Below are 21,384 nucleotides of genomic sequence, written 5' to 3' on the forward strand. Positions count from 1 at the left end.
CGGCTGTCACGATGGACTTCGTGGCGCGTATTATCTACCGGGACACGGCACTCGTAAGAATCGGCATTGTCACTCACGACGGGACGGGTACCGGTCGTGAGTGGTGGTTCCGGTAAGAGCCGGGATTGTCACTCATGACGGGATGGGCATCGGTCGTGAGTGATTGTTCCGGTAAGAGCCGGGATTGCCGCTCACGACCGGACGGGCGCCGGTCGTGAGTGACTGTTCCGTTCCAAAAACACCCGGGTGGTCCCGAGATCCAGCGCCCGCCACCGAGGACGCCCACCACGGCGGCCATTGGCCTTGGGCACGCCGTTCTACGTCCCTTCGGTTCCTGACTCTGGACAAGCCAGAAACCCAGACGAAGCAACGGCGTGCCCCCGTCTCTGGGCCCAAAAACCCAGCTCATACCACCCACGGAAACGTCACAAGAGCCCTTCTTTTCTGGTGTTCTTGCAGCTCACTGTCTCTTGTGGACACAACTTGCGTATAAGAGGTCGCAGCAGGGTGTTGCGTCATCCAAGTGCGTTCTGCTGTCACTTCTTGGACCGGGTCAGCGTTCCAGGCCTGCGCCCAGGAGACGTCCCAGCGGTCCGCGCCCGGCGAGGAGTGCTAGGCCGATTCCGATGCCGCACACGGCGGTGACGGTGAAGTAGGAGGCGTTGTTGATCGCGGTGAACAGCTGGCCGAGCAGGCCTGCCAGGGATGAGCCCAACGCGAGCGTGAGGAAGTTAAGGCCGACCATTTGTGACCGGAACTTCTTGGGACCGATCTTCGTGGCCAGGGACAGCCCGATCGGGCCGACGAAGACTTCTGAGGAACCGGCCGCGATCATGAACAGGAGAATGAGGGCCAGTGGGATCTCGGCGTCTCCGGTGGCCTCGGAGATGATGAGCAGGAACAGGTAGGCGCAGCCGATCTGGGTCAGTCCGATGGCGAACTTGGTCACGGGCCCGGGTTGCCGCTGTCCCAAGGTGTTCCACATCCGGGCGATGAGCGGGGTGATGAGGACGGCCGCCAGTGGGCTGACGGTCGTGATCCAGGCGACCGGGAACGTCCATCCGCCGATGTGCAGGTCGATGCGTTCGGTGATGAGGATCGATATCGCGGTGAACTTCTGGAACAGGAAACCGAAGTAAACACCGGAGGCCAGGAAGAGGGGAAGATAGCCCAGGATGCGCCGGCGCTCGTCGCTGGTGACGGCCGATGACGTGGTCATAGTGAGGAAGTACGCGGTCGCAGCCAGCAGCGCGGCGACGGTCACCACTGTGGACAGATTCTCCGCCCGGAGCAGTCCGGTGGCGAGCGCCGATCCCACGGCGGCGACGAAGACGAGGCCCACAATGACGACGAGCGGGCGGCGGTTCGGGGGCAGGGGGTTGTTGACGATCCGGGCACGCTCGGGCAGGTGCTTCATCGAAGCGAGGTACTGGACCAGCGCCGCCACCATGCCGATAGCTGCCAGTCCGAATCCGTAGTGGAAACCCAGTTCGTTCTGGGCGAGGCCGGTGGTGAGCGGACCGACCACCGCACCGATGTTGATGGCCATGTAGAAGTAGGAGAAACCGGCATCCCGATAACGCTCGTCGGGGTTGTGGTCCAGCACGAAGCCGACGATCGAGGTGATGTTCGTCTTCAGCGCCCCGGTGCCGACAACGATGCACACCAGACCGATTCCCAGCCCGGCAAAGCCGGGCGCGAAGGCGAGCACCAGATGCCCGGCGGTGATGACGATTGCGCCGGACAGCACCATGTGCTGCGGGCTGACGAGCCGATCGCCCAGCCATGCCCCGAAGATCTGGGACAGGTACACGGCGCCGCCGTAGGCACCGACGATGCCCGCCGCGACGGCCGGGGCCACGGCAAGGCCGCCGGCTGCCAGCGCGTAAAGCAGGTAGAATGAAAGGATGCCCTGAAGACCGTAAAAGGAGTAGCGCTCCCACAACTCAGTGAAGGCCATACTCCACAGGCCGCGCCGGGGCGAATTCCCTGACTGCCCTGACGTTTCGGGCGATGCCTTGTCGGGATTGCCGCCTGCAGCCGTCGTGTTCTGGTGCGGTGTGGTGCTCATTCGCTAAGTCCTGCCAGTCGCGAGCCGAAACGAGCAATGAGAGAAGTGTCCTGGGAATGCCTGCGTTCTTCCCACCAGTCGGCGACGCCGAAGAGCCGGTACATGGCGTGAACCCCGATCCAGCGGATGGGTTCAGGCTCCCAGCGCCCAGAGTCGTGATCGTTCCACGGTAGGCGCGTCAGCTCAGTATCACGCCCGGCCGCCCGGTCCAAGAGGGTCTTGGCCGCGAGATGGGTAGCGGTGACGCCGTGCCCGGCGAAACCGCGCGCGACGCCGATTCTGGTGGTTGGATCGAACGTGATCCCGGCGCACCAGTCGCGGGTCACGCCGATGGCGCCCCGCCAGGCGTGTTCAATGCTGAACTGCACATCTGGGAAGAAGAGTTGGAGCCGTTCACGCAGGGTTCTTACGGTGCGGGCGTCCACCTCGCCTCGGCCGGGAGTGCCGGAGTTGAAGGCGTAAGGCGTACCGCGGCCGCCGATGGCGATGCGGTCGTCGGCGGTGCGCTGCGCATAGACGAAGGTGTGCGCGGCATCGCCCAGACATTCCCGCGCCTGCCAGCCGATCCTGTCCCACACATGAGTTGGGAGCTGGTTGGTGACGACCATGGAGGAGTTGACGGGGATGACCTCGCGCTTGCCGAGACCGCGGATGGCACCGTCAACCTGCCCGGAATAGGCTTCCAGGCAAGCAAGAATGGTCCTGGCCCGCACGGTCCCGCGTGACGTGGTCACAACACCGGGCGCGATACGGGTGGCGCGTGTGCCCTCCACGATGCGTACGCCCTTGCTTTCCGCTGCCTGCGCAAGGCCGTGAACGAGCTTGGCTGGATCGACGCGCGCCGTGGTGCGGGTCAACACGCCGCCTAGCGCCGGCCGGATGGTGATCCGCTTTTTCACGGCGTCAGCGTCAAGTAGTTCAAGGTCCTCGGCACGGTAGCCGTTCGCGAGATCCGCGGCGTAGGTCTGTTCGAGGCGTTTCATCGCAGCCGGGGTGGTGGCCACGCGCAGGTGCCCACCCCGCTGCTGGTCCGCCTGGATGCCTTCTTGATCCAGGATGCGGAGTATTTCGTCGACGGCGCCGTCCATCTCTTGCTGGAAGGCGTCGACGGCAGCGGCGCCATTGCGCCCCCGCTTGCGCGCGGCCTTGGCATACACGGCGCGATTGCCCGGGATGAGCGGCGAGAGCCAGCCGCCATTACGGCCGGAGGCACCGTATCCGACCTCCTCCGCCTCGAGAACGGTCACGGTCATCCCGGGGTTCTCCACCGCCGCGTGATACGCGGCCCAGAGCCCAGTCAAGCCACCGCCCACAACGACGAGGTTCTGTTCCTCGTCGGGTAGGTCGGCTTGAGCCCGCGCTGGGCCCGCCGACGCATCCGCGGTGCGACCGGTCGCCATCCAGTGCGAAATCTCTCCGTTGCGATACGGGGACATCAGTAACTCCAACAAGGGCGCGCCAGTGACTAGGTGGGAAGGTTCAATAGGTGGGGGGTGCCAAAGCCCACAGGATTCGAGCCTCTTGGGAGCCGGTGGCTTCAACAACCCGGTGAGGGTCGCTGCTGTGATAGTGAATCGAGTCCAGGGCGGAAAGCATGTGGCGCTGCTCGCGGACCCACACCTCCACCTCACCGGACAGGACCAGGAGCAGTTCTTCGGAGCTGCCGTGGGTGTAGGGCTCCACGCCGGTGGAACCACCAGGACCGAAGTGCCCGAGCAGTACCTCCAGGTGATCGAAGGATCCTGGGGTGAGCTTGACCTTCGTGGCGCCGTCACCGAATGACATGCCGTGGGTGTCGCGGAACCGCAGCACCGGGCTGGCCGTGGACTCGCCCTGCTCGAAGAGATCACCGACCGTGAGTTTCAGGACCCCGCACAGCCGCTGAAGGGTGCGTACGCTCGCGTTGACCTGGTCGCGCTCGACCTGAGACAGGTAGCCCTCGGTGAGACCGGACTGGTTGGCCACGTCTCTCAGCGTCAGCTGAAGAGCTCGTCTACGCCGACGCAGGCGAGCACCGGTACCCGCTCGGACGTCGGGATATGCCTTCGACATGGCGGGAAACCTAACAGGACATTGATATGATCACAATGCCTTTTGGCCTCATCAAATTTTTCTTTGATCCACCGGGCTGGTGCAGGCGGGTTGTGAGTGTGTTGAGACGCCGGCTGTCACTGAAGGGGCTCTGTAGAGCTCTGCCGCTCTCCGCACGCCAGGATGGGTCCCCCGGCTGTCGCCAGGGCTGCCATGAAGGTCCGCCGCTCGCCGTTCCCCGAGGACAACAGTGAGTGCTTCGCGGAGCTGCGTGTTCTCTGTGCGACAGGGCGACGGTCGGGTCGGTGGCGGTGATCGTGGCGCCGATCAGGTTGATGATCGTTTCGTCAGACAATCCCTGACCCAGGTGACGATCTGCACCCGAGAGGTGACTCCGAGCTTGGAGAGAATGTGCTCGACATGCGTTTCGGCGGTGCGCTGCGAGATCACCAACGCTTGGGCAATGTCCTTGTTCGACAGCCCTTGCGTGACCAGCATGGCGACCTCCTGCTCCCGCCGGGTCAGTACTGGCAAAGCGGAATCCGCGGCAGGAACCTGGGCTAGCGTCGGAGTCGCCGGAGCCTGTTCACCGAGCGCGTAGGACACCGCCTGGTCAACGCTTAGCTGCGTGCCCTGCTGATAGGCCTTTTCGTATGCCTGATCACCCAGGACTTTTCTGGCTTGGCGCTCACTGTCGCGGTGCCACCGCAATCAATAACTCGCGTTGAGCAGGGGGCTGCTGCCCAGGAGCTTCCACAGCGGGCTCGACGGCACCGAACAGTCGAGCGGCCCGCCCCGCGTCACCGCGATCCATCGCCACCAGACCCAGCTGCTCGATGCACAGCGCCAGGCCCAGCGGGTCATTGAAGTTGCGCTTTATGCGAAGGGCGGCCAGTGCCTCCTCTTCTGCTGCCTGAACGTCGCCGGCGAGCCGCCGAGCATGCCCCAGGTACCAGCGCATCCAGGCCAGCATCCACTCCTCGCTGGCCCGCTCACAGATCGACCGGCCTTCCGCACACTTGGCCACCGCTAGGTAGTAGTCGCGGTGCCGACGCCGCAGCAGCGTCTCCTCGCCACGGGCGGCCAGCTGCTCTCGCCTGTACTGGCGGATGGTCTCCAGCATCCGGTTACCGCGTCGCGGTACCGCCCTGCACCGGGGACGCCACTGACTTTTCCACCAGTCCGGACACGGCGTCGAGGATGTCCTCGTCGGCTAGTCCGGCACCGGCACACACCTGCTCGGCCGCCTCGAGATCGAACTCACCCGCGAACACCGGCAGCCGAGCCCACAACACCTGCTCGGCCGGCGAGTACAGGTCGAAACTCCATTCCACCGCTGCCCGCAACGTCTGCTGTCGGGCGGGCGCCATCCGGTGCCCGGTGGTGAGAAACCGGAACCGGTCCTGACGCAGCTGCCGTCAGCACGTGCTCACAGTTGTCCAGCAGGATCAACAACCGCTTGTCCGCCAGGAACTCCACCAGGACGGTCAGCGGCTCCCGCGCCGACTGATCCGGCAACTCCAGGGCCGCCGTCATCGCGTTCACCAGTATTCCGGGGTCCTGCAGCTGGGCCGGCTCCACCAGTCGCACGCCATCCGGGAACGCCCGTTGCAGCTCCCGGGCCACGTGCAGTGCCAGCCGGGTCTTGCCCCCCCCGGCGACCAGCGGAACGATTTTCAACGCGGGTAACGTCCCTCTCAGTCTCATTCCCATCAGTTCGTCCGTTCGCTTTCTCTTCGCAGTGTTGGCCGGGTACCCAAGTAAGAAGAAGGCGGCACGCTGGCCTGGTCGTTGCGGCCGCCAATGACGTAACCAACCACGACGGGGCACCGGACCGGATGGCCTTGGGCTGTGAACGCGGCAGGGAGATACGGGATCTCGGCCTTGGTGATCGCACCAGCTCGCCCGCGCCGGCCGGGTGCCGCGTGATGCCGGATCCCCGGGTACCGACATCAAGCGCCCATCAGGCGGGGAGCCGTCTCGCCCACAGGACCCGGCGCGACGAGACGACTCGACCCTCACAGGCGTGCGCCAGTGATGCGGGATCCGCACCTCAGCGCATGTGGAAAAGCGCCCCGATAGGAGCAATGAGGTGTGCCGCGTCGTAGGTGGTGGCGGAGAACGCTCGCGCGAAGGAGGAGAACTCCCCCATGGTCACCCGCACCTGCGCGACCAGGGCGAGTATGCCCACGCACAGAACCACTACGAAGATCACGGCTCCGATGGCTTTCTCAAGCATGCGACCTGTTTTCGGTTAGAGAGCCAGCGCGGAGCACTGCGCTCCGCGCTGGCGCTTCATCAACTACTGAAATCGAAGGGGCTGCGCCCGCCCTAGCGGTCGTTTCTACGATCCACGCGAAGTAGGCGGGCGAGTCGGTGGCGATTAAGAATCAAAGTAGCTCCTCATCGATTGGCTCATTTTGGAATAGGCAATGTTTTACCCCTGCCTGCTGGTGCAGGTCGATTTGATGACCGAGTCAGCGCCAGCTCGACGTGCTCTAATCCGGACTCGTAGGCGAACACGGCAAAATAATGTCGATTCTTGAGGTTCAGTTTGTTTCTGATCTCTTTTAGGCGCGATTTGACGCTATTCCTCTTCAATGTATTCGAGTTTTGCGATTGCATGGTTGGTCAGCCCTTGGGTGACGAGTTTGATTGTTCTTATTTCCCGATCATGCAAGAGGTTTACCTGACCTGGATCGAACGGAGTGTCAATCAAGTTGAAGGGGGCGTTGAAAACTGCGCGCATGTACGTTACGTTGACCTGTTGGTGCGCCCAACTGGGGAACGCGAACCCAGTCTCGTACAGTGCCGCGACGAGGTGGGTGCGGTCCCGTGCCCTAAGATCGCGGCGGATTCTGTAAAGATGGGTCTTGACTGTGTACGCGCTTAAATATCTTTGTCTTGCGATCTCGTCGATGTTGTAGTCACGAAGCAGGCTCAGGACAATACGGCGTCGCGCCGGAGTCAGACGAGAAAGCTGGCTCGGGCCCCATTCGCCGGGCTTCCATGAGGGGCGTTTGTGGATATGCATTCCGGTCATTTGTTCTGATGTTGTCGTTCCTGTTGTGGGGCCGATCAGTGGCAGCGGCGGGCCAGCCGCTCGAGGTCGAGGATGAGCACGCTCTGGCCCTCGAGCCGCAGCCAACCGCGGCGCGCGAAGTCCGCCAGCGCCTTGTTCACGGTCTCCCGCGAGGCGCCGACGTACTACGCGTTTCCTTTCCCCGCAGCGCGGCCAACCGCTGGTTGAGCAGCTCATCAAGTTCCGGGATGGTGCGCCGCTCCAGCAGCATGTCCCAGTGAGTGCGCGGTGGCTTGGCCTTCTTCTGCTCCGGCTCGCTGCCGTCGATGCGCTTCGATGCGGTGCCGTGCATGCGGCACTCCCAGGTCGGCGGCACGTCAGCGTCGCCGGAGAACGGCACCGCGAACTTGTGGCTCTGGGGACAGGAGTACTGGACCGTCCGATATGGGGCCGCACCCTGATCGCCAGGTCTGGAAAGACTGGCGTGGTAGCCACGATTCCCGGCCACAGCCGTCACGCGACCTCCCCCAGTTCGTGCAGCGTGGTGCACTCCACGACCGACGTACCGCTAGACTCTCGGCACGTCCCCGGCAGATAGCTGCTGCCGGGGACGTTCTCTGTGCCGGTCCTGGTTGGCGGCCCGGTCATCGAGCATTCAAGTGCCTTGATGTGCCGCACCAGGTTCGGCATCCGCAGCGTCGACACCGTCTCGATGGCGTGCCGCCCCGACACCGATTCCTCCGCGTACGGACGTAGAGCGCGCGGTTCGACAAGATCATCGACCCATGCCGGAGCGCTGGCCAAACACGCTAGATGCGGCTGGTAGCGCGGCCAGCGGGCCGCGGGGAGATACCCGGTGCAGGTCTCCAGTTCATCTGCCAGTTTGTGGCCGCACGCCAGGTCCCCAGTCCCGGGCAGGCGGCAGTGCACCACGGACTCGCTCGGGCTCGCCGCCCACTCCACTGCCTCGATCTCGGCTACCCTCTCGGAGAATGACCGAGGCAGGGACTTTAGCAGGCGGTTCATTCTTTTCCCTCCGGCGACAACGCCAAAGACGACAGATGCTGGGTTTCCGTTTCAGCCGGGCTGATGATCAACCACCACAAACCCGCTCCCAAAGCTCCGGCAAGGCCCACCACGACCAGCAGGGCGAACGCCAGATCGTTCACGCCCCCACCGCCTTGCGCCGTGCGCTCTGAACGGCAGCGATCTGGATGCCAATCGCGATGTACAACGCCTCAGCCTGTGTGGTGTCCAGCAGCCGCTCTTCACCTGCCACACGTAGCCACACGGTCGACTGGGTATGCCCGACCACGACGTCACGATCCTGGCCAGTGCGATCACGGCACGTCACGGCTCTCAGCTCGTTCAACATGCTTTCCTCTCCTTGGGAAACGGCCGGGATGCCAGGGACGGGGGCACCGGCATCCCGGCCGCGTTTAGGTGCCTCCCCACGCCAAGGAACCCAAAAGACGCCGGGAGGCTGCTCTGCCGGTGGCAACGGCCCGTGATCCGCGCGTGTAGCGGACTCGGAACCACCGGCCGAGCGGTCTCGAAGTCCGCAGCAACGCTTGCCAAGGCATCGCAAAGATGTTTGGAGGCTCCGCCTACAGTGTTCGGTAACTGGTCGAATCATGTCGATCACTCATTGTCATCGCCATGACACGATCGCTGACATTTACTGCCTTCTACTGACATCTGCCGCGAAACCTCGCCAGAAAGGAACTGCGGTACTTACTGTGTACTTACGATTCCTTGTCTGCTAGGGAGCAAAATGGCAGAGAACGCCGCACCGCGCACGCGTCTTGAGCAGCTGCTCCATCAACGGCATATGACGATTGAAGACCTGATCCGGAAGTTCCACGCTATGTCCGAGGCGCTTTCCGAGCGTCAGGCGTACCGGTGGGCAGCCGGCGAAGTTCGTAGGTTGCCGTATCCACATTCGCAGGCAGCGCTGGAGAAAGTCTTCGGAGAACCGGCACAGCGTTTGCTTGGCCCTCCCTACGGGATCGACGCAATCACAGTCAGCCATGGCTCGCCAGCTGTTCAACACGGCACTGATCGCAGCGACTGGCAAGGCCGGCTCCTCTCCATCGCCGCAGAGCGAGCCCGTGAGTTCCTTTCAAGAACGGACGCGTGCGAGCAGCTAACCAGCCCCAGACAAGCCTGAGGTTACGCCTGGAACCCGCCTGGCACTAGGAGGCTGGTGTTTTTCGGGAAGTACCCGGCAGGTGCCCCGAACTTCGAGGCTTAGGGTGGACTGATTCGATCGGCGACCGTCTTTCCGACCGTCTACGGCGATCTCAGCCCCGCACGATTTGTCCGGGTCGGTCTTTCGATGAAAATGAGGCCGTTCGACACCAGCCACCTAGGGCCAGGCCTCCCCGCCCGACGGTGTGGAAGGGCTTGTGAGAGAGGGGAAACGCCCTTTCCTACATTGGGGCTACTGCTGGGATTTAGCCGCCTGCTTGCGCCGCCACTGCACGATGGCCATGTCGGCATCCTCAGCCACAAGCCCGATCTCGTCGTCCTCGGCCAGGCTTTCAAGTACGGGCAGGGCTTCCTGCTCATGACCGCGGCTCAGCAGGTAGGTTCCAGCTGCACACCGGACCGCCGCTTGCTGGTCCTCTGCCAAGAGTGGTAGCAGGACAGCCGCAGTGGTTCCTTGCTTATCCCACTCTGCCACCTGGGCGTTGGTGGCGTCGGTGTACTGGTCCGCTTCTGCGACGTTCGGTTCTGGGGCCTTGAGCGCAGCCTCGCCGGCGCGGACGTGGGCGCAGAACTCGTCTCGTGCCTGGGTAAGTGCTTCATCACTGGTCGTCATCCTGTACCTCCTTGAACGCCCGCCGAACCGCCCGCAGGCCCCTTGTGTGCTGCTCATCCCAGCCCATGCCGTTCATGGCATCTCGCAGCGTCATATCGCTATCCCGCAGCTTGCGGGAGTACCGGGCGCTGATCCTACGGTGCACCGGTACGGGCAACCAGATCATGTTGTCGGTGGTGTTGATCCTTTCTGTGGAGAAGCCGCTGCGGTGCTGCTTGGACTGCGACTGCTCCACAATGTGGTGCAGCTCGTGTCCTGGCTTGGGGCCGAGTGCCCGTTTCGCCGCACTGAACGACGGGAACGACCGCACTCGGCCTTCCTCTTCGGCAACCGTCTTGGGGATCGGCTGATCCCGTTTGGTGGGTGCGGAGGCAGCCGGTGGCGAGGCTCTGCCAGGACTAACGCCTCCGCTTCCACCGCCTTGGTGATACTGCGCGGCTTCCTGAATCCTGCTGCGCAGTCCGGCCAAACCTCGGACGATCCCTGTTCCTACTGCGATGACCTGCTGGGCTTGTCCGATGATGTCGGAGTCCAGGCCTGTGATCTCAGCGACTTGATCCCGAACTGCTTCAAGGTCGTCGCAGAGCTTGTTTGCCAAGTCAAGCGGTATGGAATCGGCAGCAGTCCGCAACTGCCCTGCTCGGTCACCGACTGTTCCGCCAGTCATCCTTGCTGGTGGTAGGTCGCCTTCTCCACGATCATCAAACGGAGCTGTTCAAGGCCTGCCGCAAGCTGGCTGGTCTCGTTGGACACCGCACTGATCTGCCCGTGCAGTTCCTGGGCTGATGCGGTGTCGCCCAGAATGCCGACCACCTGCTGTTGAACCCCTTCGAGCCGTCTCTGTAATTCCTGGGCACCATCCACGGGAACCTCCTCGGACAGCGCCTGCAACTGTTGTGCCTGCTCAGCAATGGACACTTTAAGAACACCTCTTTTCGACAAAGTAATGGAAAATTGCGTGACAGGATGGAACCGCCCCCGGTGCCGGTCGGGGGGTGTCAACGACACCGGGGGCGGAGCTTATAAGCGGTGCAATCCCTTGAGTAGTTTTTCGAGGACTTCACGAGTCGGGGGAGCCCATGAAGTCGGAAGGGCCAAGTTTGGGCGCGTCGACAATCCCGGCAGGTCAAGCACGCCCTCGATGCGCGGCCAAGGATCGCGTGCGGAAGGGCGGTAGTGCCTATCCATTGCTGGGGGCACTGTTACTTGGGCCGGCGCAGGCGTCCTCGTGGCGGTTAAGCTCCCCGAGGTCGGCGTACTCCTTTCCGCATCGATAACAGGAGTGGGAAAGCCGAGCGTGCCACTGCTCGGTTGTTTCCCCCTTCCGGCGCTGCATGTGCGGTCGGACTGCGTTCCAGGTCATCGTTTACCCGCCCCGGAATCCGGTGCTGTTGCTTCCTACTTGAGCCGTTTGTGGGTCAGGGGTGTCCGCTAACTGGACCGGGCCGGAACGTGGCGGCCGCTGGCTTGAGCAGTCGAGCATTCATGTCTTAACTATCGATGTAGTCAGCCAGGAGCAGGAGGGCAGATCACCAGGGCACCTTGAGGGCAGATCGGGATGGCATCATTACAAGGGTGGCCAAGAACGAGCAGCTGATCGCTGCGCGGCACCGCACCCCCTCGCCTCACGTGCCGGGCGAGTGCATGTCACGGGCGGAACTAGCCGAGGCAGCCAACGCGTGGCTCATCGACCACGGCCAACGGCAAGGCGCGCTTGATGCACACTACGTGGGCCGGCTCGAACAGGGCAGGGTCCGCTGGCCGGGACGGGAGTACCGGGCAGCCTTCCGCGCCGTACTGGGCGTCAAACTAGATTTAGAGCTAGGGTTTCGCCCACCAGCCCGCCGGGGGCATGAGCTTAAGGCCGCAGTAGATCCAGGTGATGTCCTAAGTCCTGGTGAGGACGAGAGGCTGACAAGAGCGGCGGGCGGGCTTGTAAGCGCCGACCAGGCAGCACTGGAGGCGATCGAAGGCGTGCTCCGCAGTGTGCGGCGGCTGGAGGACCAGACCTCAGCAGCCGCGGTGCTGCCGACCGTGCTGAACCAACGGGATTTGATCGAACGTGTGGCCCACGACCTGCGCAGTCCGCTGCGCGCCAAGGCCGTGGGCCTAGCATCGGAGATCCACCAGTACTTAGGGTGGCTCCACCTACCACAAGACAACCCAGGCGAGGCAATCGTCCAGCTGGACCGTGCGGCTGTCCTCGCGCTGGAGGCAGACGACCCCGTCCGGCTCGCAACTGCCTTGAGTTTCCAGTCGTATACCTACCAGCAGACCGGTGATTGGCGGCGAGCTGAGGCGCTGGCTGCAGCGGCAGCCAGAGATGACCGCGTATACCCAGGACTACGGACCTACCTGCACTACCAGCGAGCAGAGATTCTGGCGAGGCAAGGGGAAGGAAAGGACGCGGCGCGCCTCCTCAGCGAGGCTGACGCAATAGTGGAGAACCTGCCGCCGGCTGAGGAGCTGCCGGAATCAGGTTACTGGTACGTGCCCGCGTTTTTCCTGGGTGAACGCGCCTTTGTGCTTCAGGCCCTCGGGGATACGCAAGCGGCACGGCGGTCAGCTGCCGAGTGCCTCTCGGCACTGCCGGAAGAGTGGCGCAACAGTGAATGGGCGGCAGAACGACGCCAACTGGGGGAAGAGTAGCGGGCGTACCCGAACGACCGGGCCCTCCCTACCGTATTCCGGGTCAGTACTGGCAAAGCGGAATCCGCGGCAGGAACCTGGGCTAGCGTCGGAGTCGCCGGAGCCTGTTCACCGAGCGCGTAGGACACCGCCTGGTCAACGCTTAGCTGCGTGCCCTGCTGATAGGCCTTTTCGTATGCCTGATCACCCAGGACTTTTCTGGCTTGGCGCTCACTGTCGCGGTGCCACCGCAATCAATAACTCGCGTTGAGCAGGGGGTTGCTGCCCAGGAGCTTCCACAGCGGGCTCGACGGCACCGAACAGTCGAGCGGCCCGCCCCGCGTCACCGCGATCCATCGCCACCAGACCCAGCTGCTCGATGCACAGCGCCAGGCCCAGCGGGTCATTGAAGTTGCGCTTTATGCGAAGGGCGGCCAGTGCCTCCTCTTCTGCTGCCTGAACGTCGCCGGCGAGCCGCCGAGCATGCCCCAGGTATCAGCGCATCCAGGCCAGCATCCACTCCTCGCTGGCCCGCTCACAGATCGACCGGCCTTCCGCACACTTGGCCACCGCTAGGTAGTAGTCGCGGTGCCGACGCCGCAGCAGCGTCTCCTCGCCACGGGCGGCCAGCTGCTCTCGCCCGTACTGGCGGATGGTCTCCAGCATCCGGTTACCGCGTCGCGGTACCGCCCTGCACCGGGGACACCACTGACTTTTCCACCAGTCCGGACACGGCGTCGAGGATGTCCTCGTCGGCTAGTCCGGCACCGGCACACACCTGCTCGGCCGCCTCGAGATCGAACTCACCCGCGAACACCGGCAGCCGAGCCCACAACACCTGCTCGGCCGGCGAGTACAGGTCGAAACTCCATTCCACCGCTGCCCGCAACGTCTGCTGTCGGGCGGGCGCCATCCGGTGCCCGGTGGTGAGAAACCGGAACCGGTCCTGACGCAGCTGCCGTCAGCACGTGCTCACAGTTGTCCAGCAGGATCAACAACCGCTTGTCCGCCAGGAACTCCACCAGGACGGTCAGCGGCTCCCGCGCCGACTGATCCGGCAACTCCAGGGCCGCCGTCATCGCGTTCACCAGTATTCCGGGGTCCTGCAGCTGGGCCGGCTCCACCAGTCGCACGCCATCCGGGAACGCCCGTTGCAGCTCCCGGGCCACGTGCAGTGCCAGCCGGGTCTTGCCCACCCCAGCCGGACCGGTCAACGTCACCAACCGTGACCCCGACAGCCGCTTCTTCATCTCAGCAGACAGTTGCCGCCGACCCACAAAGCTCGTCAGTTCGGTGGGAAGCTGCCCGACACGGGTCTGGAGCACAGTACTCATCGCCAGTCCTCGATACCGAGCGTACGAGGGCTACGCAGTCAGGGCCAGTGCCGTGACCGCCTGGGTGTGCGCTGTTTGATCATGATCCGACAGGCTGGAGCGGTATGTGGCTGAGCGGGCGCGAGCGCGTGAGCTGGATGCCGGTGAGGCAAACGGCTGTTGCACAGAGCCGCCGGTGTTCCGGTAGTTGTCTATGGGCTCCGACCTAGGTTTGGGTGCGTTCGTCGACCCGCATCCGGGCACGCCGTCGGGGTGGAGTTGGCTTGGCCAACCCCGATCGCCTGCACCCGTACATGATCTACTCAGTGGTTGCGGTGCAGGACAAGGCTGGCGAGGCCGGTCAGACCAGCGCGGGCGGCGGGTACGCAGTCCGCGGCGTCCAGACAAGCAACGGCCGCCGTCATTTCCTCGTCCGCACGGGTACGCGCCCAGTCACGGCCCCCGGCCAATTCCACCAGCTCACAAGCTCGATCGACCCGGATCGGGTCCTCGGCCGCATAAACTGCGGCCAGCTCCGCGCCCGCAGGTGTGCCGGAGGCCAGTGCCGCAATGACCGGCAGCGACTTCTTTCGCCGCGCCAAATCCGATCCCACCGGCTTGCCGGTCACCTGTGGATCGCCCCAGATCCCCAACAGGTCGTCCACCAGCTGGAACGCGATCCCGAGGTGGATGCCGAATCGGCGAAGTAGCTCCACCCGATCGGCATCAACACCGGCGGTGAGTGCGCCCAGGGCGCACGACGTGCCTAGCAGGGACGCGGTCTTACCTTCGACCATGCTGATGCACTCGGCCAGATCTACCTGAGCACGCTGTTCGAAGGCCACGTCGGCGAGCTGTCCGGCACACAGCTCGATCACGGATTCGTTGAGCCAGCGCAGCGCCGTCGCCGTCCACGGAAAGTCCAGATCAGACAACACTTTATTGGCCAGCGCGACCATTGCGTCCCCAGCCAGGATCGCCTGCGGGATGCCGAACACCGACCAGGCAGTTGGTCGATGCCTGCGCAGCTGGTCGGCATCCATCACGTCGTCGTGCAGTAAGGAGAAGTTGTGCACCAACTCCACCGCCACCGCAGCTGACAGCGCGTCGACGCCCGATCCGCCCACCGCCTCGGCCGACAGGAGTACCAGCGCAGGACGCACGGCCTTGCCTGTATTGCCATCGACCGGCGTTCCGTCGGCGTCCCACCACCCGAAGTGGTATCCGGCGAACCGGCGAAGCATGCCAGGCAGGCGGTCGACGGCTGCACGCAACTCGTCGTCCAAGATCTGCCGTTGCCACGACAATAGGTCAGATGCCGTCATCGCGTCCCTACCTCTCGGTGTGGGTGTGATCTGGTCATTCGTGGAGCCGGAGGGGCCAGGTGCTCCGGGTGTGCTGTCATTTCGGGGTTGGATGGCTGAAGGAAATCGGTCAGCCGGCTGCGGGCCCAATTGCTGGATATCTTCCCCGCGCTGGACCTGACCGACCGGGCCCGGTCTTGCTGCTGACCGGCACACCGGCCGCGATCCGCCGCGCCGGCGTCAAACGTGTCGAGGACTGCCTCATCCGCGACCGCAGTGCCACCGAGCCACGCCACCCGTCACCGCGGCGGCCTGACAATCGCATCAGGTATCTCCTTCGCTGCGCGATACCATTCGGAGGAGCGATATATCTGCGTGGCTGCGTGGATGAGTTCATCGTAGAACGGCACTACACCCGAAGCTGTCAACTCAGAAAATCGACCGAGATCCCCGGTTCTCCTCGCATATTCACACCGTCGCTCCTCGAGCATACCAACGACACGGTCTGCCGCTTTGTCCATCGGAAGCTGCCACGCTTCACGGCCGACCAGTACGAGGTTGAAATTTTCCTCGATCTCTCTTTTCGCGGAGAAAAGGTCATTGGTCCATCCGATGTAATCGGCTACCAGGCCGGCAAGAGCCGCGTCTTCTCCGGACGTTGAAACTGGAATTCCGCGCAACGCGCGCTCGACGCCAAGAAAGGTCATTACCGGAACATAGCGGCGTACCTGGATAAATCTATCAAGTGGCATCGTGACGCCGTCGTCGATAGCTTCGTATTTGATCACCATGGAATCAGCCATGCGTCGAAAGGAACCGGCAAGAACAGGCCACTCGTTTGGCGGGGTCAGAGATGTCAAACGTTCCCAAAAATCAGCAAAAACCTTGGCGGGTGATCCTAGTGATGAGGCTGGGGTTTTGAACTCAACGGCACGATGCATGCTGTCTGCAATGTTGCGCACCAGATCGACGTTGACCGCCAGTCTGTCGTCAATTTTTCTGACGGAATGGCCGTCTACGAGGTAGTAAAATAGCATGAAGAGCTTTCGTGCCGCCGACCGTTCGTCATCAAGCTGCTGCAGCCAGTTTGTAGCAGATTCGATGTGCTGCAGCATTGATTTCAGATTCCGTTCGGCCGGAGCCATTTCTCTCCCTTGGCTGCTATAATTTTTGGAGGCGTGAACCCGAACGAATGTCATGCCGACTAGCGGCTTACGGCAATTCGGCATCAGTAGATACCAGAAAATCACTCAAAGCCCGCAACGGAAACCTAGGCAGATGATGAGTGCTTTGTCCGGAGACCAAACGGAGATTCGGAAAATTATGTGCAAGTCTGTCGAGTGCGATGGAAAGTTCCAGTCGAGCGAGTGCGGCACCCACGCAGTGGTGCGGTCCACCACCGAAGGCTAGGTGGGAACGAGCGTTCGACCGCTCGGTCAGGAATTTATTGGCCTCGGGGAAAACCTCTTTGTCGCGGCTTCCTGCGCCGAACGCCAAGAATATTCTAGACCCCTTAGGAATAGGAGTTCCGGCTATTTCGCAATCAGCTTTCGCGGTCCGAAAAAATCCGCTGATCGGGCCATCGAACCGGAGACCTTCCTCAACCAAGGCTGACGACTTCACGGAACCCTCAGTCAACTCACGCCAGCCGGTCGGCGTGGTAAGCAGCCTATATGTGATAGATGCGAGAGCCTGTGCGGTTGACTCATGCCCCGCGGAAATAAACGTCGGAATCTGCGCCACCACTTCATCAGCCGTCATCTTATTCCCGCGGATATCGCTGTGCAGCATGTAGCTGATGAGATCTTCGCGCGGATGCTTCAAACGGTCCGCCACTATACTACGGCTCATAGCGACAAAGTCGCGCAACCCCTTGAGGCATCTCTGTTGCACCTCGGCGGGCGGAGTCTCCCGAGGGAGTAGTACCGAAATACGCAGTTCCGTCCATTCTCGGCACGAATCATGGTATTCTTCCGGAACGCCGAGAACGGACAAGATCACAGACAGCGGAAAGGGATACGCAAATTCTGAAATAAAGCTGAAAGTCGACCTGCTGCTCATGCGCTCAATTAAGGAGTCGGCGACCCGGATGATCTGGGGCTCGTAGGAGTTGAGTATACGCGCGGTGAAGCCGCGGCCCGCCACGGCGCGGATTCTGGCATGTTCGGGACCATCGATGGACCCCATAGGAGGCGCGTTGCCACGCCAGGTCTCCAAGGCGTGAAGCAAATCAGGAGACAGTGTTTTCGGCGGGCGAGGGTTGTGATCACGACACGAGAAGAGAGCGCTATCCCGAAGTACCCGCTCAATGTCCGAATGCCTGGTGACACACCACGCTTCAAGGCGATCGGAATAGAACACCGGGCGCGTCTCTTGAGCGGAAAAGAGATAAGGATAAGGATCCTCCCGGTGAGTAGAAAAGGGATCGAAATCGACAGACTTAGGCACCCGTAGCCCCTTATTGGTCAAATCGCTACTAGTATCGCGTTCTATCGTCAGAGTTGCCTCAACGCATCATCTCTTGCCGTTCCCTAATGCGAACTTTAAGAAATCGTGGAGTCCGGTGGAGGCGAACGCGTGAGTGTGTGACGGATAATGGTTCAGAAGTGGCCGAGGGCCTGCCATAAACGGAGAGCCAACCCAGGTGCCTTGATCGCTCTGATTGCCTATGAGAAAATTTGCCGCGTTGTGCAGCACTTGGTCTGGTGTTTCTTTCGATCTGGCAAGCACCGAGAGGGCAAGGCCAGTCGCGGCGGCAGACGAACTGGAGTCGTGATCAAAGGCAGGCCATCCCCCGTCGGCACGCTGCCGGGTGATCAGATCTTGGGCCGCGCGACGGCTGGTCTTGTGGTCGATGCCGATAGCAACGCTAATCTCCCGCACCGCATAGCTTTTTGTCGGATACCAATGAGCGGCCCACCCGGCTTCTTCGTACTGCTTAACCAGCCATCGCACAGCCCGCGAAGTATCGAGGGAGGTCATGGAGTGGATGGTCGCCGCAGAAACAACGTGAGCCGTCACGTCAGGAGACGGGACATCGTCAGCGGACTGCCAGGTCATCCACAATCCATCATCACGTTGAACGCGACGTAAGTAGTCCACAGCGCGGCTTGTTACTCGACGCCCCGCTGCGCTTCCCGCTAGCGCCAGGAGCGCGGCGCCAGTTGTATCGTTATCTGATTCAAGACCCCTTTTGCACGCCCAGCCGCCATCATCGGACTGAGTTCGTGCAACGAAGCTCAACGCGGCGTCCAATGATTTTTCATCGAATAGTCGGTACCCGCGCAGGGCGCGAACCATGAGCGCGGTGTCCCAGATATCAAATGGAAGATAACGCCATGTTCCGTCAGTGCATTGGTTTTCAAGTAAATTTCTAAGGCAATTCCGGGCCGCCTCGTGCTCGTTCGCAGCGAGCAGCGCTATGCATGCAACCGCGGATATCGCGGGCATGAGACAAAACCCACCATCAGTCCGTTGTTCAGTGACAAGATCGGTCACTGCATTCCTGGAGATCGAGTTTCCCAGGCGGGCGTCAGCAATAATCTCCGCCGCTGCCAGCAGGGTCCTCTGCCATTGCTTGACCCTTTTTCCGCGAAGGGCTCTGACGATGTCGAGGAGGTGCGCCGCATCCGAATATGGGCAATTTTCGATTACGGAGATCGATTCGACCAACAGAACCCGTCCCGACCATGTTCGGCTAGTGCTCGACAGGTTGGGAGCTGGCTTCTTTTCGGCGTCAAGCGCCAGCACGCGCAGCCATTCCTCTAGCTCTGTCACAACGGGGTCGTGGCACTGCGGCACCGCGTTCATGAGCCATTTCCGTGCGCGCTCGACCGCTATGGACGCTCCGCTCCCTGCCTTTGCCAGGCAGAGAGAAACGATAGCGGTGTCGAATATTCTGGGATCAGGCGGAGTCTCCCAATACCCGTCTCGGTGCTGAGTGCTGCAGGCAAACCGCACAGCAGCCTGAAGTGACCGTTTCGTTTCTTCCTTCAAGTCAGGAGCGAACCGGTTTGCTTCTCGGAATGAACCGTTCGGCACTGTAGCCCTCATTTTTCAGCAGGAGTGGTAGTAAAAATCTGCTAACGAGTCATTCGCGGGCCGATTGCCCCGCGGCAAGTCTGGACCGCAGATAGTCGCATGCGCTTGGGGTGACCAATGCCGGCACGGCGGCCAGCCTGGCGAGCACGTTGTTCAGGGCAGCGCGGTCCGGCGACTCCGGTTGGTGCGCTTCGGGCGCGTCACGCCACGAGGCGAGTAACTCGGAATTCGTCATGATCGGCAGACCACCACAAACTCCGCCTGGCGTGCAATGAATTGACCGAGTGGTCCGGTTGGCAGGGCATCGATTGGTCTGGCTAACCGCGACTCGAGCTTGGCGGCCTCGGCGTATACGCCGACCTACCCGACCGGTGCACGGTCACCCGGTATCACTCGATCGTTGTAGCCGAGCCGTTTCCGGCGGAACTCGTTCTGTACGGCACGGTCGATCGACGACGGTTACCTGATGGGTCTGCGTCACCGGAATCTGCCTGTCGAGGGTGTGCAGTTCCACCCGGAGAGCATCGCCACCCCCGATGGCACGACGATGGTCGCGAACTTCCTGGCGGGCGTTACGACGCAAGCAGCCCGGTGACCTGACCCATCACGGCGGCGAGCACACCGACGGCCTCCGCGAGCACGCCACGCCGCACCGCGCCGTAGCCGAGCACCACCCCGGGTGCGGACGGCCGGCCGTCGAAATGGAAGTGCTTGCCAGGATGTACGAGAACCGACCTCGTCCGTGCGACGGTTGCCAGCCGGACGTCGTCGACTCCGGCAGGCAACCGGACGTAGGCGTGCGTGCCGGCGGGTACGCCGGTCAGCCGGGCGCTCGGCAGGTGTTCTGCGACGGCGTCCTGCACCACTGAACGCCGCGCCCGGTAGGTGCTCCGGACCTGGCGGATGTGCTGGTCCAGCAAGCCGGACGAGACGAAGTGGGTGAACGCCAGCTGGGTGAGCGGGTCCGGAGCGCCCAACTGCGCCCGGCCCAGCCGACGCGTCACTACCTCGGGCGCCACTGACCAGCCGAGCTGCAAGCTCGGACCGAGCAGGCCACGGGTCGACCCCGCGTAGATCACCCGTTCCGCCCCACCCCGCTGCAGGGCGAGCGGGCCACTGCTGGCGCCGAACCAGAGGTCACCGTCGCGGTCGTGTTCTATCACCCAGCCGTCCACGTCAACGGCCCAGCGCAACAGTGCCTCCCGCCGGCTTGGCGAAAGCACGGCCCCCGTCGGTACCTGCGCCACCGGCGTGACCAGGACAGCGCGCGCCTTGGTCCGCGCGAGCGCTTCGACGTCGACGCCCTCATCATCCACGGGCACTCCGGTGACCCACAGGCCCGCCCGCTGGGCGATCCTGACCTGCCAGGGCGCACCGGGATTCTCCACGGCGATGTGGTCGACACCGAGCTCGCGAAGGATGTGGCACAACACGCCGAAGGTGTGGTCGAAATTCGCGGTGACGACGACCTCGGCGGCGGTCGCCTGGACCCCCCGCGAACGGCCGAGGTACGCCGCGAGCTCGGAACGGAGCTCCGGAACACCGAGTGGGCGCCGCCAGGGGCCGGACCCACCGATCGATCGAACCACACCCTGGTATGCCTTCAGCCATTCACGCGCGGGGAAGAACTCCGTGCTGGTCGCGTCGACACGCAGGTCGAAGCGGGCGTCCGCGGTCCCGGTCGGCTGCTCGACCGCAACCCGGCCGAGGTGGGACAGATGTGTCGCCACCCTGGTTCCCGACCCCTGAGTGGCCCTGAGGTAGCCCTCGGCGATCAACTGTTCGTAGGCTTGGACCACGACGCTGCGAGAAACCCCGAGGTCTGCAGCGAGATCGCGGCTCGATGGCAACCGGACACCCGGGTGCAGGGTGCCGTCCCATATTCGTTCGCGGATGACTGACTGAATCTGTACGGTTAAGGACAACGGCGACTTCCGGTCGATGGCGATCGGTAACATTTTCCCCTCTTCAGCGCGGAAATGGCCAGCCGGCAGCGGCATCGAATGGTCTTGGTCAGCGCCTCCGCAGACTGGAACGCTGAACACGAAATAACAGCGGACGAGCAGCGATGACCGGCCAGGCACCCGTACTCGACACGATTCGGAAAAGAGATGGGCGGAGATTCTTTCGGCGCTCACGGACGGCCAGGA

Annotated in this window: 27 protein-coding genes and 1 pseudogene; 3 read left to right on the forward strand and 25 right to left on the reverse strand. The window is 62.9% G+C overall.

Annotated features, from left to right (window positions below):
• Window positions 1-553 precede the first annotated feature (553 nt).
• The 13 genes and pseudogenes from ACRXBZ_RS29160 to ACRXBZ_RS29220 form a co-directional block, all read right to left on the reverse strand.
• Complete coding sequence (locus ACRXBZ_RS29160; RefSeq protein ID WP_433881783.1) at window positions 554-2,071, reverse strand: peptide MFS transporter; 1,518 nt, start codon at window positions 2,069-2,071, stop codon at window positions 554-556.
• Window positions 2,068-3,507 carry an NAD(P)/FAD-dependent oxidoreductase gene (locus ACRXBZ_RS29165; RefSeq protein WP_433881784.1) on the reverse strand — a complete coding sequence of 480 codons (1,440 nt, stop codon included), beginning with the start codon at window positions 3,505-3,507 and terminating at the stop codon, window positions 2,068-2,070. The genes ACRXBZ_RS29160 and ACRXBZ_RS29165 overlap by 4 nt, the downstream gene beginning before the upstream one ends.
• 43 nt (window positions 3,508-3,550) lie before the next feature.
• Entirely contained in the window at window positions 3,551-4,123 is a 573-nt protein-coding gene (locus ACRXBZ_RS29170; RefSeq protein WP_433881785.1) for a helix-turn-helix domain-containing protein, read from the reverse strand.
• A 306-nt stretch (window positions 4,124-4,429) separates the two neighbouring features.
• Complete coding sequence (locus ACRXBZ_RS29175; RefSeq protein WP_433881786.1) at window positions 4,430-4,813, reverse strand: response regulator transcription factor; 384 nt, start codon at window positions 4,811-4,813, stop codon at window positions 4,430-4,432.
• A complete protein-coding gene (locus ACRXBZ_RS29180) occupies window positions 4,791-5,225 on the reverse strand; it encodes a hypothetical protein (RefSeq protein ID WP_433881787.1) in 435 nt (144 codons plus the stop codon). The genes ACRXBZ_RS29175 and ACRXBZ_RS29180 overlap by 23 nt, the downstream gene beginning before the upstream one ends.
• Window positions 5,226-5,362: 137 nt before the next feature.
• Window positions 5,363-5,782 (reverse strand): hypothetical protein, encoded by a 420-nt coding sequence (locus tag ACRXBZ_RS29185; RefSeq protein WP_433881788.1) that lies wholly within the window; start codon window positions 5,780-5,782, stop codon window positions 5,363-5,365.
• A gap of 373 nt (window positions 5,783-6,155) precedes the next feature.
• Complete coding sequence (locus ACRXBZ_RS29190; protein ID WP_433881789.1) at window positions 6,156-6,341, reverse strand: hypothetical protein; 186 nt, start codon at window positions 6,339-6,341, stop codon at window positions 6,156-6,158.
• Window positions 6,342-6,689: 348 nt separating this feature from the next.
• Complete coding sequence (locus tag ACRXBZ_RS29195; RefSeq protein ID WP_433881790.1) at window positions 6,690-7,145, reverse strand: response regulator transcription factor; 456 nt, start codon at window positions 7,143-7,145, stop codon at window positions 6,690-6,692.
• Window positions 7,146-7,180: 35 nt separating this feature from the next.
• Window positions 7,181-7,306 (reverse strand): annotated as a pseudogene (locus tag ACRXBZ_RS29200) (helix-turn-helix domain-containing protein); the annotation flags it as partial.
• Entirely contained in the window at window positions 7,282-7,632 is a 351-nt protein-coding gene (locus ACRXBZ_RS29205) for an RNA polymerase-binding protein RbpA (RefSeq protein WP_433884004.1), read from the reverse strand. The gene ACRXBZ_RS29205 and the pseudogene ACRXBZ_RS29200, both read right to left, overlap by 25 nt.
• 5 nt (window positions 7,633-7,637) lie before the next feature.
• Complete coding sequence (locus ACRXBZ_RS29210; RefSeq protein WP_433881791.1) at window positions 7,638-8,150, reverse strand: hypothetical protein; 513 nt, start codon at window positions 8,148-8,150, stop codon at window positions 7,638-7,640.
• Window positions 8,147-8,293, reverse strand: coding sequence for a hypothetical protein (locus ACRXBZ_RS29215; RefSeq protein WP_433881792.1), 147 nt, complete (start codon window positions 8,291-8,293; stop codon window positions 8,147-8,149). Before ACRXBZ_RS29215 ends, ACRXBZ_RS29210 begins: the two co-directional genes overlap by 4 nt.
• Complete coding sequence (locus tag ACRXBZ_RS29220) at window positions 8,290-8,499, reverse strand: hypothetical protein (protein WP_433881793.1); 210 nt, start codon at window positions 8,497-8,499, stop codon at window positions 8,290-8,292. Before ACRXBZ_RS29220 ends, ACRXBZ_RS29215 begins: the two co-directional genes overlap by 4 nt.
• 399 nt (window positions 8,500-8,898) lie before the next feature.
• Between ACRXBZ_RS29220 and ACRXBZ_RS29225 the strand changes: the two genes are divergently transcribed.
• Window positions 8,899-9,294 carry a hypothetical protein gene (locus tag ACRXBZ_RS29225; RefSeq protein WP_433881794.1) on the forward strand — a complete coding sequence of 132 codons (396 nt, stop codon included), beginning with the start codon at window positions 8,899-8,901 and terminating at the stop codon, window positions 9,292-9,294.
• A gap of 273 nt (window positions 9,295-9,567) precedes the next feature.
• On the opposite strand, the gene ACRXBZ_RS29230 is transcribed toward ACRXBZ_RS29225, so the two are convergent.
• From ACRXBZ_RS29230 to ACRXBZ_RS29240, 3 genes are all read right to left on the reverse strand, one after another.
• Window positions 9,568-9,948 carry a hypothetical protein gene (locus ACRXBZ_RS29230; RefSeq protein WP_433881795.1) on the reverse strand — a complete coding sequence of 127 codons (381 nt, stop codon included), beginning with the start codon at window positions 9,946-9,948 and terminating at the stop codon, window positions 9,568-9,570.
• On the reverse strand, window positions 9,935-10,258 hold the full coding sequence (locus ACRXBZ_RS29235) for an AHH domain-containing protein (RefSeq protein WP_433881796.1): 324 nt from the start codon (window positions 10,256-10,258) through the stop codon (window positions 9,935-9,937). Before ACRXBZ_RS29235 ends, ACRXBZ_RS29230 begins: the two co-directional genes overlap by 14 nt.
• Before the next feature lie 353 nt (window positions 10,259-10,611).
• The gene (locus ACRXBZ_RS29240; RefSeq protein ID WP_433881797.1) at window positions 10,612-10,866 is read right to left on the reverse strand and encodes a hypothetical protein; all 255 of its coding nucleotides are present in this window, start codon (window positions 10,864-10,866) and stop codon (window positions 10,612-10,614) included.
• A gap of 657 nt (window positions 10,867-11,523) precedes the next feature.
• Here ACRXBZ_RS29240 and ACRXBZ_RS29245 point away from each other — a divergent pair.
• A complete protein-coding gene (locus ACRXBZ_RS29245) occupies window positions 11,524-12,597 on the forward strand; it encodes an NsdA family TPR-like regulatory protein (RefSeq protein WP_433881798.1) in 1,074 nt (357 codons plus the stop codon).
• A 474-nt stretch (window positions 12,598-13,071) separates the two neighbouring features.
• Here ACRXBZ_RS29245 and ACRXBZ_RS29250 read toward each other — a convergent pair whose 3' ends face one another.
• The 8 genes from ACRXBZ_RS29250 to ACRXBZ_RS29285 all read right to left on the reverse strand — a co-directional run bounded on the left by ACRXBZ_RS29250 (window position 13,072) and on the right by ACRXBZ_RS29285 (window position 19,469).
• Window positions 13,072-13,242 (reverse strand): hypothetical protein, encoded by a 171-nt coding sequence (locus tag ACRXBZ_RS29250; RefSeq protein WP_433881799.1) that lies wholly within the window; start codon window positions 13,240-13,242, stop codon window positions 13,072-13,074.
• Window positions 13,243-13,246: 4 nt separating this feature from the next.
• On the reverse strand, window positions 13,247-13,393 hold the full coding sequence (locus ACRXBZ_RS29255; RefSeq protein WP_433881800.1) for a hypothetical protein: 147 nt from the start codon (window positions 13,391-13,393) through the stop codon (window positions 13,247-13,249).
• Window positions 13,380-13,910, reverse strand: a complete 531-nt coding sequence (locus tag ACRXBZ_RS29260) for an AAA family ATPase (RefSeq protein ID WP_433881801.1) — start codon at window positions 13,908-13,910, stop codon at window positions 13,380-13,382. The genes ACRXBZ_RS29255 and ACRXBZ_RS29260 overlap by 14 nt, the downstream gene beginning before the upstream one ends.
• A 302-nt stretch (window positions 13,911-14,212) precedes the next feature.
• The gene (locus tag ACRXBZ_RS29265) at window positions 14,213-15,214 is read right to left on the reverse strand and encodes a family 2 encapsulin nanocompartment cargo protein polyprenyl transferase (protein ID WP_433881802.1); all 1,002 of its coding nucleotides are present in this window, start codon (window positions 15,212-15,214) and stop codon (window positions 14,213-14,215) included.
• Between the two features lie 278 nt (window positions 15,215-15,492).
• Entirely contained in the window at window positions 15,493-16,338 is an 846-nt protein-coding gene (locus tag ACRXBZ_RS29270) for a terpene synthase family protein (RefSeq protein ID WP_433881803.1), read from the reverse strand.
• Between the two features lie 67 nt (window positions 16,339-16,405).
• Window positions 16,406-17,641 carry a cytochrome P450 gene (locus ACRXBZ_RS29275; protein WP_433881804.1) on the reverse strand — a complete coding sequence of 412 codons (1,236 nt, stop codon included), beginning with the start codon at window positions 17,639-17,641 and terminating at the stop codon, window positions 16,406-16,408.
• 66 nt (window positions 17,642-17,707) lie between these two features.
• Window positions 17,708-19,003: a prenyltransferase/squalene oxidase repeat-containing protein gene (locus tag ACRXBZ_RS29280; protein WP_433881805.1), complete on the reverse strand. Its 1,296-nt coding sequence runs from the start codon at window positions 19,001-19,003 to the stop codon at window positions 17,708-17,710.
• 280 nt (window positions 19,004-19,283) lie between these two features.
• Entirely contained in the window at window positions 19,284-19,469 is a 186-nt protein-coding gene (locus ACRXBZ_RS29285; RefSeq protein WP_433881806.1) for a 3-deoxy-7-phosphoheptulonate synthase, read from the reverse strand.
• Window positions 19,470-19,700: 231 nt separating this feature from the next.
• Between ACRXBZ_RS29285 and ACRXBZ_RS29290 the strand changes: the two genes are divergently transcribed.
• Entirely contained in the window at window positions 19,701-19,829 is a 129-nt protein-coding gene (locus ACRXBZ_RS29290; RefSeq protein WP_433881807.1) for a glutamine amidotransferase-related protein, read from the forward strand.
• Here the strand turns inward: ACRXBZ_RS29290 and ACRXBZ_RS29295 are convergent.
• A complete protein-coding gene (locus tag ACRXBZ_RS29295; protein WP_433881808.1) occupies window positions 19,807-21,192 on the reverse strand; it encodes an aminotransferase-like domain-containing protein in 1,386 nt (461 codons plus the stop codon). The genes ACRXBZ_RS29290 and ACRXBZ_RS29295 overlap by 23 nt on opposite strands.
• Window positions 21,193-21,384 lie beyond the last annotated feature (192 nt).

It is taken from the genome of Saccharopolyspora hattusasensis (assembly GCF_050972075.1).
Taxonomy (GTDB): domain Bacteria; phylum Actinomycetota; class Actinomycetes; order Mycobacteriales; family Pseudonocardiaceae; genus Saccharopolyspora; species Saccharopolyspora hattusasensis.

Bases quoted from the DNA above. Each gene is read 5' to 3' on its own strand.
- ACRXBZ_RS29270 (WP_433881803.1), bottom strand. From the start codon at position 16,338: ATGGCTCCGGCCGAACGGAATCTGAAATCAATGCTGCAGCACATCGAA.
- ACRXBZ_RS29210 (WP_433881791.1), bottom strand. From the start codon at position 8,150: ATGAACCGCCTGCTAAAGTCCCTGCCTCGGTCATTCTCCGAGAGGGTA.
- ACRXBZ_RS29190 (WP_433881789.1), bottom strand. From the start codon at position 6,341: ATGCTTGAGAAAGCCATCGGAGCCGTGATCTTCGTAGTGGTTCTGTGC.
- ACRXBZ_RS29250 (WP_433881799.1), bottom strand. From the start codon at position 13,242: ATGCTGGAGACCATCCGCCAGTACGGGCGAGAGCAGCTGGCCGCCCGT.
- ACRXBZ_RS29260 (WP_433881801.1), bottom strand. From the start codon at position 13,910: ATGAGTACTGTGCTCCAGACCCGTGTCGGGCAGCTTCCCACCGAACTG.
- ACRXBZ_RS29220 (WP_433881793.1), bottom strand. From the start codon at position 8,499: ATGTTGAACGAGCTGAGAGCCGTGACGTGCCGTGATCGCACTGGCCAG.
- ACRXBZ_RS29180 (WP_433881787.1), bottom strand. From the start codon at position 5,225: ATGCTGGAGACCATCCGCCAGTACAGGCGAGAGCAGCTGGCCGCCCGT.
- ACRXBZ_RS29160 (WP_433881783.1), bottom strand. From the start codon at position 2,071: ATGAGCACCACACCGCACCAGAACACGACGGCTGCAGGCGGCAATCCC.
- ACRXBZ_RS29225 (WP_433881794.1), top strand. From the start codon at position 8,899: ATGGCAGAGAACGCCGCACCGCGCACGCGTCTTGAGCAGCTGCTCCAT.
- ACRXBZ_RS29280 (WP_433881805.1), bottom strand. From the start codon at position 19,003: ATGAACGCGGTGCCGCAGTGCCACGACCCCGTTGTGACAGAGCTAGAG.
- ACRXBZ_RS29230 (WP_433881795.1), bottom strand. From the start codon at position 9,948: ATGACGACCAGTGATGAAGCACTTACCCAGGCACGAGACGAGTTCTGC.
- ACRXBZ_RS29290 (WP_433881807.1), top strand. From the start codon at position 19,701: ATGGGTCTGCGTCACCGGAATCTGCCTGTCGAGGGTGTGCAGTTCCAC.
- ACRXBZ_RS29165 (WP_433881784.1), bottom strand. From the start codon at position 3,507: ATGTCCCCGTATCGCAACGGAGAGATTTCGCACTGGATGGCGACCGGT.
- ACRXBZ_RS29285 (WP_433881806.1), bottom strand. From the start codon at position 19,469: ATGACGAATTCCGAGTTACTCGCCTCGTGGCGTGACGCGCCCGAAGCG.
- ACRXBZ_RS29170 (WP_433881785.1), bottom strand. From the start codon at position 4,123: ATGTCGAAGGCATATCCCGACGTCCGAGCGGGTACCGGTGCTCGCCTG.
- ACRXBZ_RS29295 (WP_433881808.1), bottom strand. From the start codon at position 21,192: ATGTTACCGATCGCCATCGACCGGAAGTCGCCGTTGTCCTTAACCGTA.
- ACRXBZ_RS29265 (WP_433881802.1), bottom strand. From the start codon at position 15,214: ATGACGGCATCTGACCTATTGTCGTGGCAACGGCAGATCTTGGACGAC.
- ACRXBZ_RS29195 (WP_433881790.1), bottom strand. From the start codon at position 7,145: ATGACCGGAATGCATATCCACAAACGCCCCTCATGGAAGCCCGGCGAA.